Raw genomic sequence first — 14,066 nt, 5'->3', positions numbered from 1 at the left:
GCTCACTGAATATTGACGTCGACGCTGGCCGGAAGGTCGATGCGCATGAGCGCGTCCACCGTCTTGGGCGTCGGGTCGAGGATGTCGATAAGCCGCTTGTGAGTACGCATCTCGAAGTGCTCGCGCGAGTCCTTGTACTTGTGCGGCGAGCGGATGACGCAGTACACGTTCTTTTCGGTCGGCAACGGCACGGGTCCAACGACGCGGGCCCCGGTACGGGTCACCGTCTCGACGATCTTGCGCGCTGACGCGTCGATCGCCTCATGGTCGTAGGCCTTGAGCCTGATGCGGATCTTCTGTCCCGCCACGCTTAGTGTCCTTTTCTTGCCGCGTTTCGTAGAACCACCCGAGTCGGGCCGAACTACCTCGTCGTCTGCACAGTCCTTACCTGGGCCGCAACTGTCCGAACGCTAGGCGACCGGGACGCACCCGATCCGCTGCCGCTGTTCATCTGTCATGGTTCTCCGGTACACGCGGTCGGGCGTGTCGCCCTCCCACTCATTCTCCGACCCGCAACTTTTCAGCTTTCGGGCCGGGAATTCGCACCGGATGCACTCGAAATCGAGTGCACAGTAGGTACTGCTTCCGTCTTGCATGGGCCGCGAACAGCTCTTTCGAACCGCTCGACGACGTTCTTCACCCCACCTGTTTCAGGCCGCAATAGATCGCGTCCCAGACAAGGCAACCCGACCAGTATGCCGTACGAGGCCCGAGACTTCAAACCGACCCGGACCGGTGCCGCAGCCACAGAACTTACTTTCGAGTAAGGTGTCGGGATGACGACTTCGAGTCCTACCTTCGCCGCCTGGCAGAAGCTTCCGGACAACGCCCTCGGTCACACTCTCTTCTCTCTGGCGATGTGTGTACGCGTTCCCTACTTCGGCTCGGTGCTCCCCCGCGTCGTCGACATGCGGCCCGGACGTTGTGAGGTTCACGCCCCGAAATGGTGGGGCGTGCGCAACCACCTCGGCACCTTTCACGCGATCGCCGCCTGCAACCTCGCCGAGGTCGCCATGGGCATGCTGTCCGAAGCGACCGTGCCGAGCACGCATCGATGGATTCCGAAGTCCATGACGGTCGACTACCTCGCCAAGGCGAACGGATCGCTGCGGGCGATCGCCGAACTACCGGAGCCGCCGGACTTTGCCACCATCACCGAGGGCGCCGAGCTGGTGGTGCCGGTACGCATCGTCGACCGCGCGGGGAACGAGGTGGTCCACGCTGACATCACGACGTGGGTGACACCCCGCAGTGCGGGACCGGAGACTTCCTAGCTCTCGGGCAAGCAGCCACGGTGAGCGCACCGACGCGGAAGCGGAGGTGGACGACGGCACGACGCATGTCGAAGCTCACATTTCGGTCCCGGCCCCTCCGCGGCGGTGAATTACCCTGCGGGAGTACTGCGGACACCGGGCCTGACGTTCGCACACCATGGCCGTCGACGTGGAAGACGCAGAGGTTGCGGCGGTCACGGGAGTGGAACTGGTACAGGTGTGCGGCATTTATCGTGTACCTGTCTGCGCGCGTTACAGAAGATTCCCCGGCCCCTTCCCCGGGCGTGGACATGGTTCGCGGGTCTGGCTTCATCTCACTTCTCGCGTGCCATACTCGAGGACATGCCTGCACCTGACACCGCCGTACTTGTCGAGGGAATCGAAAAATCCTTCGGTGACGTCGCAGCGTTGCGGGGCGTGAGCTTCGAGGTACCCCGCGGCACGGTTCTGGGCATCCTCGGTCCCAACGGGGCCGGAAAGACCACCACCGTCAACGTCCTGTCCACACTGCTCCGGCCTGATGCCGGACGGGCCTTCGTCGCCGGGCACGACGTCGTCACCGAATCGGCGGACGTGCGCCGGAGCATCATGATGACGGGGCAGTACGCGGCCCTCGACGAGTCGTTGACCGGCCGCGAGAACCTCGTGCTGTTCGGGCGTCTGATGGGTCTGCCCAAGGGCGACGCGAAGGCGCGGGCCCAGGATCTCCTCACTCAGTTCGACCTCCTCGACGCCGGTGACCGAAAGGTGTCCGGCTACTCGGGCGGTATGCGTCGACGCGTCGACATCGCGTGCGGTCTGGTGATCCGGCCGGAAGTGGTGTTCCTCGACGAACCGACCACTGGTCTCGACCCCCGCAGCCGTCAGGGCGTGTGGGGTCTCGTGTCTGCGCTGAAAGATCAGGGCATCACCATTCTGCTCACCACGCAGTACCTCGAAGAGGCCGACTTGCTGAGCGACAACATCGTGGTCATCGACAAGGGCACGGTGATCGCCGAAGGCTCGGCGGACGACCTCAAGGCCCGCACCGGCGGCAGCTATTGCGAAGTGGTGCCGGTCCAACTCTCCGATCTGCCGCGCGTGCGCGAGGTTCTTGCAGGCCTGTGCCCTCCCGACCGCGTCATCGAGGAAGGTTCCGACCGCTTGTCGATTCCGGCCGAGCACGGTGCCCAGACTCTCGCCGAGGTGCTTCGTCGCCTCGACATGGCTGGTGTGAAACTTGCCGACATCGCACTCCGACGACCGTCGCTCGATGACGTGTTCCTCTCACTCACCGGACATGCACGCGTCGACGAGAGCCTGCCGTCGTGACGGCGCCCCCGCAGGTAGCCTTCGAACGCGCTCTCGCGGGCAAGCACCGCAAGCCCCAGCCGTCCAACGTGCAGCAGTGGGTTGCACTGACCCAGCGAAATCTCCACACCATGTCGGTGACGGGTCAGTTCTTCATCGCGGTGCTGGCGCCGTTGATCTTCACGGTCGGCTTCTACCTACCGCTGCGTCTGGTGATGAAGTTCCAGGGCGTCGACTACGCCCAGTTCGTCATGCCGATCATCGTGCTCCAAGCGATGGCGTTCACGGCCGTGTCCGCCGCGCATCGAGCGGCGACCGAGGCGTCGAACGGTATGAATACCCGATTCCAGACCATGCCCGTGGGAGCAGCCATACCCTTGGCGGCGCGCATGTCGGCGTCACTCGTGCACTCGTCCATTTCGCTCGTCGCTGCCGTGACCTACGGGTATCTCATCGGTTTCAGGTTCGATGGCGGCACGCGGCTGACCCTCGGCTTCTGTGCCCTGGCGATGCTTATCGGGTTCGCACTCACGACCGGTGCCGATGCGCTCGGAACGCTGACGGGGAGCCCGGAAGTCACCAGCCAGGCGCTCACGCTCCCGCAGCTGATTCTGGGGATGTTCTCCTCCGGATTCGTTCCGGTAAGCCAGTTCCCGGAGTGGGCGCAGGGCTTCGTGCGGAACCAGCCGATATCTCAGTTCTCCGAATCGATGCGTGCCATGACCGAGGGCACGATCACCCTGCACCAGATGACGCCGACTCTGCTGTGGTGCGCCGGACTCGTGCTCGCTTTCGTTCCGTTGTCGATCTGGTCGAATGTGAGGCGCGGATGACCACCGAGTATCGAGCCGAGGCGCCCACCCGGGTGACGTTCCCCGCGGTGTCGAAGCCGCATCCCGAGAATTCGGCGTCCGCCCTGGTGGTTCACAGCCTGTTGCAGACGAAACGGCTTCTTGTGCGTTGGGCTCGCGACCCCGGAACGATGATCCAGGCCATCGTCTATCCCGCGCTGATGCTCGTCATGTTCTGGGCCGTGCTGGGCATTTCGATCACCAAGGCCACGGGCGTCAACAGTCTGTACGGCACCGTCCCCATGATCACTCTGGTCGGTGCCATGTTCGGCTCCATCGCGGGGGGACTGTCCCTCAAGAAGGAATGGGCCAACGGCCTGCTCGGCAGGTTCTGGGTTCTCCCCGTCCACAGGGCTTCTCCCCTGGTCAGCCGGCTGCTGGCCGAGTGTGTGCGCATCTCTCTGACGACGCTCCTCATCATCGCCGTCGGAATTGCCCTCGGTTTTCGGTTCGACCAGGGCATCCTCGCCGGCGTGGGCCTCATGCTTCTGCCACTTCTCTTCGGCGTCAGCTTCGCGACGATGGTGACGGCCCTCGCTGTCAACGCGGGGAAGGCACCACTCGTCGAACTGCTGTCCCTGCTCTGCACCCTTCTGCTGTTCTTCAACTCGGGATTCGTACCCACCGCCGCGTACCCGACCTGGTTGCAGTCGTTCGTCGAGAACCAGCCGATGTCCTGTGCCATCGACGCGATGAAGGGTCTGTCGATGGGCGGTCCGGTGGCGGAACCACTGATCAAGACGATCGCCTGGTCGATCGGTGGACTGATCGTATTCACCTACCCCGCGGTGCGCGGATACCGAAGGGCCGCAGGGACTCCCCCGTAGCACCCACGTCCGCGTGCGGTCCCGTCGAGTCCCGCGGAATCAGCGAGGGGTCCTGCCTGTGAGGGGTGGCTGAATCACCAACGGGTCGTCTGCGGCCGGCGGACCGTACACACCCCCGCTCCGAGTCGCGTTCTCCTGCCCGAGATCGTCGGGGCGTGGAACATTGACCGCACCACGCTGTTCGAGGTACTCCTGCGACTGGCACGTCCAGTCGAGGGCCGGTTCACGTGGTTCCGCCTCGGTGACCAGTCGGCGGGGGGCGTCGTACACGCACATCGGGCCCTGCGTGCCGACGAGGAGCAGATCGGCCAGTCCGCCCTTCTCGATCGAACCGATCTTCGGCAGTGCCGTGGGCATGATCGACAGGCCGTAGTCGAGTGACGGTTGCCGATCCGCCACGATGCGGGTGGGGAGGACCAGATCGGCGAGCATGGTGCCGAGGGAGTCGCGGTTGCCGGCAAGCAGGGAGTCGAGGCTCGCCATCATTTGGGGCGAGCGTCCCATCAATTCGACGAGGGCCGCATCGTTGGCCTGCAGTTGTTCGAAGACATTTCGTGCGGTGCTCGCCGATCCGGGCAGTGCTGCAGCCAATCCGTCGGCGCTGTCCAGGAGTGGCATTCCCTTGTCGACGATGGTGGTGAGCGCTTCTGTGCGGCTGTCGAGTAGCTGCGCTGCCTCGGCCGAATTGTCGAGCAGGTTCTGCAGGTCCGGTCCGGTTCCCTGGAAGGCGGTGCCGAACGTGTCGGCAATCGTCGAGAGGTCGCGCACGTCGAGTGTGTTCACCAGGTCGGTCGCCTGAACGAGGGTAGCGTCCAGCGACTTCGGAACCCCGTCCGCCGGGATGGCGATGACGTCTCCGTCGACCAGATAGGGCGGCTGGTCGGTGGTGGGCATGATGTCGAGCGACTGAATGCCGACCGGATTCTCGGTGCTGATCTTCGCGACGGACCCGATCGGTATCTCGGTGCCCGGATGCAGTTCGATTCCGAGCACGATGCCCGAACCGGGCGGGCTGACGTCGACCGATTCGACTGTGCCCACTCCCACACCGCGGTAGTTCACCGAGGTTCCGCGGGCGAGCCCGGCTGCGTTGTCCAGTTCGGCGCTCAGCCGGAGAGGATCGTCGAACGTGTCCGGTCCGGCGACGTACCGCAACCCGAACAGGATCGCGACCAGCGAGATCACAACGAACATGACGAGCTGCGCCACGACGTGCCGGGTCATCAGCGGACACCTCCGCCGAGGACCTCGGCCAGCGTCCGGGCTTCCGGGACCTCGAGGGGCGCCGAGCCGGTGAGCAGTTTCGCGATGACCGCCGTGACGTCGAAAGTCCCGTTGAAGGTCACGTAGTCGCCGGGTGTGGTGGCGGCGAATCCACCGAGGAACCGTGCGACCGCGTCCAGTGTCGGCGCCAGCTCCGATTCGAACCCTTCGAGGGCGGCCAGTACCGTGCCGGCGTCATCGATTTCGGCCGACAGCTCCGTTCCGGCGCTCCCGAGGACACGTTCGGCTTCCCCGGTGAGTGCGGACGCCTGGTGCATGAGCGCGGTGATCTGTTCACGCTGGGACAGCAGTAGGTCGATCACCGGCGACATTTCGGTCAGCGCGCGATCCAGTATCGGCTGCCCGGCCGCCAATTCGGCGGAAAACGCATGGGACGCCCCTATTGCCCTGTTCAGTTCGTCACGGTGGTCGTCGACGACGCCCAGCGTGTCGTTCAACATGTCCGCGAGGTCTCGCACCTTGTCGGAGCGGCCGGCGAAGGCTGCGCTCAATTCCCTCATGATGGTGCTCATCTGATCGATTCCACTGCCGTTGAGCACGGTGGCGAGCGCTGCCAGTCCACTTTCGATGTCCGGGCCGCGCGACGTGCGTACCAATGGAATCGTGTCACCGTCGCCCATCGGCGCCCCGATTCCGTCCTCCAAGTTCAACCGCACGAACGGATTGCCGAGGGCAGTGGGCAACTCGATCCGCGCGGTGACATCTCGAGGCACACGGACGTCGTCACGAATCCGCATCTCGAGCCTGGCCGTGAAGTTTCGGGTGGACACCTCGGATACGCGACCGATCACATCCTGTCCGGCCCGGACTTCGGCACCGGGTACGACCCGGTCGGCACCCGCGAACTCTGCGGTGATGCGATACGACGGCCCGTCGGGCGCGTGACCGACCGACAGGCCTTGAAGGCTGAGCGAGCATCCGGACGTGATCGCGGCGGCCCCGAGGATCACCACAGTCGTCAGTGCGTGCATTCTGCTAAGAATCGTCATCGTCCTCCGACCATGAGTTCACGTAGCCCGAACGGATCGGACATGCTGGGAGGGAATTGAATCGGGTTGGTGATTCCTGGCCCGCGGCAGAGGATCGGATCGACCACCTGACACAGAGGCGACGTCGGCTCGGCCTGCGCAAGAGTGGTCGAGATGTTCAATCGGATGCGGGCACGCTGGTCGGGGGTGACCGCACGCTGAATGTTGTCGACGAGCAAGGGCAGCAGATCCATGATCTCGGCGAGGTCGGTGTCGTGCTGTCGAAGAACTCCACTCATTCCGGCGAGGTTGTCGATACTGGCACTCAGGTCGCCGCCGCGAGCGGCAACGAGCTGATCGATGTGGTCCAGCAGAGTCATGAGCTGCACTATCGTGGAGCCGGTCTCGAACTGCTGTCCGGCGAACTCGTCGCCGACGACAGTCAGCGACTGTGCCAGCGAGTCGACCTGAGCCTGCCGCGCCGAGATCGTCGTGACGAGCACCTCCACATTATCGATGAGGGCGCCGATGTCCTCGCTGTTGCCGGCGACGACCGAACTCGCCTGGGACAGCGTGCGGATGGCATCGTTCATCGCCTGGCCCGTACCGTGAGTGGACGCCGCGGTGGCCGAGAGTGCGGCTCCCACGTTGCCGCCTTCCGGACCGAGCACCTCGACCACAGTCTCGACACTGTCCATCAGTTGGTCCCAGGTAATCGGCGAGTGACTGCGCTCGAGCGGGATGGTGTCGCCACTGCCCAGTACCGGTCCCCCGGTGTAGGCCGGTCCGAGTTCGACGAAGCGTTCACCGATCGCGGACGACACCAGCACATACGAATGCGCATCCGCAGGAAGGCTGACGTCGGCGGCGACCGACATGGTGACCAGAACGGTCGCACCCCTCGGTTCCACCGCCTCGACGGCGCCCACCGGGACACCCAGCACGGTGACCTTGGTTCCGGGAAAGACCCCGTTCACGTAGGCGAACTCCGAATGCACTGTGGTTGAGGACGAACGGAAGATCACCAGCCAACCGGCCACTGCGATCGCCACGACGAGCCCGACCGTCAGAGCGATCCCCACAGCCCTGCGCGCCGCGGTCTTCACGAACACCCCGTCAGCAGTCCGACGACGCACAGCAGGTTGTCCGCGATGAAGGCGGAGGGTGCGGAGACGTCGGCCCAATCGCCCGTTCCGGTCGAGTTGACCAGGGCGCGTGCGGCCGGTGCACCCTGTGTGAGGAGGGTATCGATATTGCCCAGGTTGGCGTTGAGGCGGTCCGTCACCGCACGTGCGTTCGCAAGCAGGAGGTCGAGATCGTGTGTGTTCTCGCCGAGGAACTGCGACGCCTGAGCTACCAGGGATTCCAGATCGTCGACCATCTGACGTATCGCTTCCCGTCGCGTCGCCAGCGTCTTTATGACGACCTCGGCGTTTCCCAGCAGCGTCGACAACTGGTCCTGTTGACTTACCAGCACATCCGTCACAGTTCGGGAACTGTCGAGCAATTGCGTGATCTGGTCGGCATTCTTGGCCAGGATCGCGGACGCTGCGCTGATCCCTGCCAGCGCATCCCGGTTGAGGGTGGCATCCGTGGGCATCGTGTCCCTGACCGTCGCAACCATCTTCTGCAGTCCCTCGACGTCCAGTTCGCTCGCTGCTTCGATCGCGCCGGACCCGATGTCGTCGAGGGAGTAGGGCACGCTGGTGCGGCTCAGCGGGATCACTCCGTTCGACGGCGTTTCACCCGGCCCGGAAGGCGCGACATCGAGATATCTCTTACCGAGGATGGTCGACAGTTTCACTCCCGCCGAAGTCGTGGAGCCGAGGCGTCGTTCACCGTCGAGCCGGAAATGTACGTGGACCCGATCGCCGGCAAGCTCGACCTCCGTGACCCGGCCGGCAGGAACTCCGGCGACGTAGACGTAGTCCGAGGTGGTCAGGCCTGCCGCGTTGGCGAGTTCCGCCGTGTACGCGTCGGTCCGAACGGTAAAGCTCAGCCGAGGGACGACGAGGACGACTACCAGAACCAGTGTGGCGGCCGTGATTCCCACGGCTCCCACGGCAAGAGGACTGACCGGTCGCACACGTTCCTTGCCGGACAGGGAGTCCCAAACGTTCCGAACCTTGTCCACGAACGTCATTGGCAATACCTCGAATGCAGGTCTGGACCCAATGCGCCTTCCTGACCGTCGACATTGACGATGAAGGTGCACAGGTAGATGTTGAGCCACGATCCGTACTCGCCGGCGCGGTTGACGGAGGCGAAGAAGCTCGGAGTCGCCGTCATCAGGTGGTCGAACTCGGCGTTCGCGCCGAGCATCGCACCCGTAAGCGAATTCATCCGGTCTACCGTTCGGGTGAGTTCGGGAACTCGGCCGTCGAGGATGTCGATCATGGAGGCACTGACGGCAGCCGTGTTGTCAAGGGTGTCGATCAACACGTCGTTGTTCTCGGCGAGCATCCCGGTGAACGCGGTGAGGCTTTCCACCAAGTGCGAGAGTTCTGGTCCCCTGGCGGCCGCGGTGGTGGCGACGACCTCGAGATTGCCGATGAGCTCACCGATGACCTGATCGTGATTCGCCAGATTTCCGGTCACCGCGGTGACCCGTCGCAGCAGGGTGTCGACACTCGTTCTCCGGCCGTCGAATACGGCGACGACCTCGGAGGCGAGTTCGTTGACCAGTATGGGATCGATCGCCTCGAACAGGGGCTTGAAACCATTGAACAGACCCGTCAGGTCCAGGGCAGGCGAAGTGCGGTCGAGCGGGATCGTCTCCCCCTCCTCGAGCGTGCCTTTCCCGATTTCTCCTGCACTCAGGTCGAGGTACCGGACACCCAGCAAGTCGCCGTACCGGATGGCGACGGTGGTGTCGGCGGGCAACTTCTGATCGCGCTCCACCCGGAAACCGACCAGGGCAGAGGCGGTTCCGGCATCACCGTCCACGATCTGCACCGAATCGACCTTTCCTACTCGCACGCCGGCGATGGTGACGTCGCTGCCAGGCGTGACGCCCTGGGCGTCGGTGAACATCGCCTTGAATCCGACCGTCGGGCCGGGGACGGGGACGCGCAGGGTGTTGACCACGAGAACTGCGGCGAACACCGCGACGACCAGGAAGATCGCCAATTTGAACGCCGATCTGCGGACGTTCATCGACCACGTCCTTCACCGCAGTTGGGCCCGCTGAGGCCGGGATAACGAGGGCAGTCCGCAGCGGTGTACGGCCGCGGATTCGACAGGTCGGCGGCGACCCGCACAGCAAACTTGCCGGTCGCGAAAACCGATGCCCCTGCCTCGCCGAACGGACCGAGCTCGTCGAGTGTTGCCCGCAGCATGTCGGACTTACTCGCCATCGTGCCGAGGGTGGGTGAAAGATTCAGTGCTACAGCGATCAACGAATCGGCGTTCTCCTCCACGACTGCCCCCGAGTTCCTGGAGACGACGAGACTGGCGGCGAGAAACCCGGTGAAGCTGTCGGCGTTCTCCACCAGGGTGTGCGACAGAGACGTCGCCGCCTCCATCGTTGCCAGTAGATCCGGGGACGCCGCAGCCAGCTGCTCACTGAGACGGGCGATCTGCGGGGCGCGCTGCGCCACCGAATCGACGAGCGGCGCTGTCGCCTGCGCGACCTCGTGGAAGCTGTCGAGAGTGTGACCCAGCTGCTCGCCTCGGCCGCGCAGCGCGTCCGCGACCGCACTGAGGGCCGCCTGCATCTGTTCCGGCTCCACCTCGGACAACAGCTGGTAGACGCGCGAGTACAGGTCGTACATCTGCACCGTTTCGGTAGAGGTGTCGGGTGGGAGGTGCGCTCCCTCGGCGAGCCTCGCTCCGGCTGCGGCGCCGGTGGGTACAAGGTCCACGATCTGGTCGCCGAACAGGGTGCGGGGCACGATCCGAACGCGAACGCTCGCCGGGATGTGGTGGATCTGGTGGGGATCGAGGCTGATCTCCAACCCCGACTTCTCGATGCCGGGATCGACACTGGCCACGGTGCCCACCGCGGCGCCTCGGTACGACACCGTCGAATGCGACTTCACGGCCCCTGCCTCTGCAGGCAGGGTCGCGTGCACGACGGGATCGGTCACGATCGACTCGGTGCCGAAGCCGACGAGGAGAATCGATCCGGTGGCGAGGACGACGACGCCGAGCAGTCCGCGAACGGCGAGGGCGATCGTCCCTGGGCCGCCCGGGCGGCCCCGCATCACGGCAGCCCCAGCGCGGGAGCGGACGGCACGAGACCCCAGAGTGCAAGAGTCAACAGCAGGTCCACGATTCCGATGGCGAGGATGCTGGTGCGCAACGCGCGCCCGGCGGCCCGGCCGACGCCCTCGGGCCCTCCGAATGCGTGATACCCGTACGAGCAGTGCACCAGCGCAATGATGGTGGCGAAGACGATCGCCTTGACGAACGAGTACAGGATGTCGATGGGAGTGAGCATGAGATGGAAGTAGTAATCGTAGGTACCAGCGGACTGTCCGGCGAAGGTGACGATCACCAGCCGCGACGCCAGGTAGGACGACAGGAGCCCCACGATGTAGAGCGGCACGACACAGATCAGGCAGGACACGAGCCGGGTGCTCGCCAGAAACGGCAGCGAGCGGATCGCCATCGCGTCGAGCGCGCTGATCTCCTCCGAGATCCGCATCGATCCCAGCTGCGCGGTGAACCCGGTCCCGACCTTGGCCGCGAGCGCTATCGACGCAATCACCGGCGCCAGCTCACGCGTGTTCAGAATCGCGGACAGGAGCCCGGACAACGACCCCATTCCCAGTAGATCGAGCCCGCGCAAACCCTCGATGCCCACCTGAGTGGCCGCAACTGCGGACATGGCGAACACGACTCCGATCGCGCCGCCGCCGGCGAGCACAGTGGCGCCACCGAAGCTGATGTCACCGACCTGACGCATGATGTGCCGCCAGTACTTCACCACTGCGAGGGGGATTCCTGCGACTGCGCTTCCGTAGAAAGTGAATTCCCGGCCCAGCCCCGTCAGCAGATTCAGGGGTTGACGAGCCTTCGACTTCGCCCAGTGCGCCGCGGACCATCTGGCATCGACCACCACCATCAGTAACCACCCACTGGGACGACGAGAACGGAATAAAGCTGACTGAGAACGGTATTCACGATGAACACCGAGATGAAAGCGAGGACCACTGCCTCGTTGACGGCATCGGCAACACCACTGGGACCACCCTTGGTGTGCAGGCCCTTGAAGCTGGCGATCAGCGCTGAGGTGACGGCGAAGGCGGCGGACTTGACGAGCGCGACGACGAAATCCGAGAGCCGGGTGTACTGGGACAGTGCGGTGAGGAAGCTGCCGGCCGAGGTGTCCTGGACGACGACCTGAAAGAAGAAGCAGGCCGACACACCGATCGCCGTGACCATCGCGCACAGCGCGACCCCGACGACGACCGATGCGAGAACCCTCGGGACGACCAGCCTTTCGATCACGTTGAGCCCGATGACTTCCATGGCCTCGACCTCTTCCCGGATCGTGCGCGACCCCAGGTCGGCGCAGATTGCGGAACCCCCGACACCGGCCAGCATCAACGCGCATACCAGTGCAGACGCCTGCCCGACGATCACGAAGCCGACGACCGCCCCGGTATATCCCTCGGCACCGAGCTGACCGGCGAGACTGCCGATCGTCACAGCGATCAGAACCCCGATCGGGATCATGAGAAGCAGTGCAGGCGCCGAGGTGACCGACGCGAGCCGCCACGCCTGGTCGAGAAATTCTCGCCATGCCAGCTTGCGCCTGCTGAGCACTCGCACTGCGGCAACCACAGTCGCAATCGAGAAACCGATGAGCGCGCCGACCTCATGGGCGAACTGGCTCAACGGCCCCTTCGTGGGTGGCAGTTCGAATGTCATCTCGGCACGGGTTCAGACCACGACGCTGTTCGCGCCGTGCATTTTTCGAAGTTCGCCCTTGACGACCTTGCCGCTGGCATTGCGCGGTAACGCCTCGACGACGACGACGTCTTTCGGATGCTTGTAGCGAGCCAGTTTGTCGTCGAGCCATGCCGTGAGCTCGTCGGCCGAGAGGTCGTCACCGTCGTCGGCGAGCGCCACGATGGCCACGGGCACTTCGGTCCACTTCGGGTCGGGGCGGCCGACGACGGCTGCCTCGCGGATCCTCGGATGTGCGAACAGTACGTTCTCCACCTCGGCGCAGTAGATGTTCTCGCCACCCGAGATGATCATGTCTTTCTTGCGGTCCACGACGTAGACGAAGCCTTCCTCGTCCTGCCGCACGAGGTCACCGGAGTGGAACCAGCCGCCGGCGAAAGCCTCGGCTGTGGCGGTCGGGTTTTGCCAGTACTCCTGCATCATGGTCGGTCCGCGGTAGACGATTTCGCCGACGGTGCCCGGCTCGACGTCGTTCATCTCGTCGTCCACGATGCGGGTGTGGAGCGTCGGGATCGGCTTGCCCACGGAACCGAGTTTGCGCATCGCGTCGGCGCCGTCGAGCACGCACGTGATCGGTGACATTTCGGTCTGCCCGAACACCGCGACGATCAGAGCGTGCGGGAAGGTGTCCGCCATGGAACGGAGGACCGTATCCGACGCCGGGGCTGCACCCCAGCTGATGACTCGCAGCGCGAGATCGCGACCCTCGACGGTGGGGTCGGCACACACTGCCTGCCACTGAACCGGTACCAGGAAAACGGAGGTGACCCGTTCCTGTTCCCACACGTCCAGCATCTCGGTGGGATGAAAGGCCTTGAGGGGATGGATCACTGTGGTCCCCCCGAGCATCAGCATGGGGGCGACGGAACCGAGCGCGGCGACGTGGAATACCGGTGACGCAAGGAACCCGATGTCGTCACCCCGGTCGTAGCGCATGGCGCGGATGCAGGTGATGGCCTGCCCGACCATGTTCGAGTGGGACAGCACCGCCCCTTTGGGGGTTCCGGTGGTTCCGGAGGTGTACAGAATGAGCGACGGGGTGTCCTCCGGAAGGTCGACAGGGTTGTACGCAGGCCCGCCTTCGACGAGTAGCGCCTCGTAGCCGAGCACGTCGCCCTCGGTCACCGCGCCCATGTTCACGACCAGGCTCAGCTCCGGAACTTCCTGGCGTACGGCCGCGACCAGCGGCGCGAGCGCCGGCTCGGTGAACACGGCACGTGCACCGGAATCGCGTGCGATGAACGCGACCTCAGGGGGTGTGAGCCGAAAGTTGACCGGCACGGCGATGGCGCCGAGCGCATTGATCGCGAGCACCGCTTCGAAGAACTCGGTCCGGTTGAGGGTCAGGAGGAGGACGCGATCACCGAACGCGACTCCACGGCGGGACAGTGCCCCGGCAAGCGCCTCGGAGCGGTCGTGGAGTTGACGCCAGGAGGTGTTCTGCCCGAGGAAGCGAAACGCGGCATGGTCCGGCTTCATCTCGGCATGGGTCGCTACCCAATTGTTCCAGTGGTTGCGGCGGGATTGCAGTGGCTGGGTGAGCAGCTCGCTACGAGATGGCATTGTGTTCGTGGTCCCTTCGCTGTACTCGTCTCTTCCAGCGCGCTTCGACGGACCTGCGCGATGGCTGTGACGAGTATTACAAATCATGACTGT

At 64.6% G+C, this 14,066-nt stretch carries 14 protein-coding genes; 4 read left to right on the top strand and 10 right to left on the bottom strand.

Features of this window, described 5'->3' with window-relative positions:
* Positions 1-2 precede the first annotated feature (2 nt).
* Entirely contained in the window at positions 3-308 is a 306-nt protein-coding gene (gene rpsJ / locus GFS60_RS25700) for a 30S ribosomal protein S10 (RefSeq protein WP_003938093.1), read from the bottom strand.
* Positions 309-776: 468 nt separating this feature from the next.
* On the opposite strand from rpsJ, the gene GFS60_RS25695 reads away from it, so the two are divergent.
* From GFS60_RS25695 to GFS60_RS25680, 4 genes are all read left to right on the top strand, one after another.
* The gene (locus GFS60_RS25695) at positions 777-1,274 is read left to right on the top strand and encodes a hotdog fold domain-containing protein (protein ID WP_159925628.1); all 498 of its coding nucleotides are present in this window, start codon (positions 777-779) and stop codon (positions 1,272-1,274) included.
* A gap of 342 nt (positions 1,275-1,616) precedes the next feature.
* Complete coding sequence (locus tag GFS60_RS25690) at positions 1,617-2,585, top strand: ATP-binding cassette domain-containing protein (protein ID WP_109331608.1); 969 nt, start codon at positions 1,617-1,619, stop codon at positions 2,583-2,585.
* A complete protein-coding gene (locus GFS60_RS25685) occupies positions 2,582-3,397 on the top strand; it encodes an ABC transporter permease (protein ID WP_109331609.1) in 816 nt (271 codons plus the stop codon). The genes GFS60_RS25690 and GFS60_RS25685 overlap by 4 nt, the downstream gene beginning before the upstream one ends.
* Positions 3,394-4,242 carry an ABC transporter permease gene (locus GFS60_RS25680; protein ID WP_159925626.1) on the top strand — a complete coding sequence of 283 codons (849 nt, stop codon included), beginning with the start codon at positions 3,394-3,396 and terminating at the stop codon, positions 4,240-4,242. The genes GFS60_RS25685 and GFS60_RS25680 overlap by 4 nt, the downstream gene beginning before the upstream one ends.
* Before the next feature lie 39 nt (positions 4,243-4,281).
* Here the strand turns inward: GFS60_RS25680 and GFS60_RS25675 are convergent, their stop codons facing one another.
* From GFS60_RS25675 to fadD5, 9 genes are read right to left on the bottom strand one after another with little or no spacing between them, the layout of a single operon-like run.
* Positions 4,282-5,466 carry an MCE family protein gene (locus tag GFS60_RS25675; protein ID WP_236603290.1) on the bottom strand — a complete coding sequence of 395 codons (1,185 nt, stop codon included), beginning with the start codon at positions 5,464-5,466 and terminating at the stop codon, positions 4,282-4,284.
* Entirely contained in the window at positions 5,466-6,497 is a 1,032-nt protein-coding gene (locus GFS60_RS25670; RefSeq protein ID WP_236603289.1) for an MCE family protein, read from the bottom strand. The genes GFS60_RS25675 and GFS60_RS25670 overlap by 1 nt, the downstream gene beginning before the upstream one ends.
* Positions 6,498-6,511: 14 nt before the next feature.
* Positions 6,512-7,600 carry an MCE family protein gene (locus GFS60_RS25665; RefSeq protein WP_159925622.1) on the bottom strand — a complete coding sequence of 363 codons (1,089 nt, stop codon included), beginning with the start codon at positions 7,598-7,600 and terminating at the stop codon, positions 6,512-6,514.
* Complete coding sequence (locus GFS60_RS25660) at positions 7,597-8,637, bottom strand: MCE family protein (RefSeq protein WP_159925620.1); 1,041 nt, start codon at positions 8,635-8,637, stop codon at positions 7,597-7,599. Before GFS60_RS25660 ends, GFS60_RS25665 begins: the two co-directional genes overlap by 4 nt.
* Positions 8,634-9,650 (bottom strand): MCE family protein, encoded by a 1,017-nt coding sequence (locus tag GFS60_RS25655; RefSeq protein WP_159925618.1) that lies wholly within the window; start codon positions 9,648-9,650, stop codon positions 8,634-8,636. Before GFS60_RS25655 ends, GFS60_RS25660 begins: the two co-directional genes overlap by 4 nt.
* Complete coding sequence (locus GFS60_RS25650) at positions 9,647-10,699, bottom strand: MCE family protein (protein WP_159925616.1); 1,053 nt, start codon at positions 10,697-10,699, stop codon at positions 9,647-9,649. Before GFS60_RS25650 ends, GFS60_RS25655 begins: the two co-directional genes overlap by 4 nt.
* The gene (locus tag GFS60_RS25645; protein ID WP_159927538.1) at positions 10,699-11,559 is read right to left on the bottom strand and encodes an MlaE family ABC transporter permease; all 861 of its coding nucleotides are present in this window, start codon (positions 11,557-11,559) and stop codon (positions 10,699-10,701) included. The genes GFS60_RS25650 and GFS60_RS25645 overlap by 1 nt, the downstream gene beginning before the upstream one ends.
* Before the next feature lie 2 nt (positions 11,560-11,561).
* A complete protein-coding gene (locus tag GFS60_RS25640; protein WP_159925614.1) occupies positions 11,562-12,371 on the bottom strand; it encodes an MlaE family ABC transporter permease in 810 nt (269 codons plus the stop codon).
* Between the two features lie 12 nt (positions 12,372-12,383).
* Positions 12,384-13,973, bottom strand: a complete 1,590-nt coding sequence (fadD5, locus tag GFS60_RS25635) for a fatty-acid--CoA ligase FadD5 (RefSeq protein WP_159925612.1) — start codon at positions 13,971-13,973, stop codon at positions 12,384-12,386.
* Between the last annotated feature and the right edge of the window lie 93 nt (positions 13,974-14,066).

Origin of the sequence: Rhodococcus sp. WAY2, assembly GCF_009859915.1 — a bacterium.
Taxonomy (GTDB): domain Bacteria; phylum Actinomycetota; class Actinomycetes; order Mycobacteriales; family Mycobacteriaceae; genus Rhodococcus_F; species Rhodococcus_F oxybenzonivorans.
The sequence above is the reverse complement of the archived record's forward strand: the minus strand, read 5'-3'. Positions and strand labels throughout refer to the sequence as shown.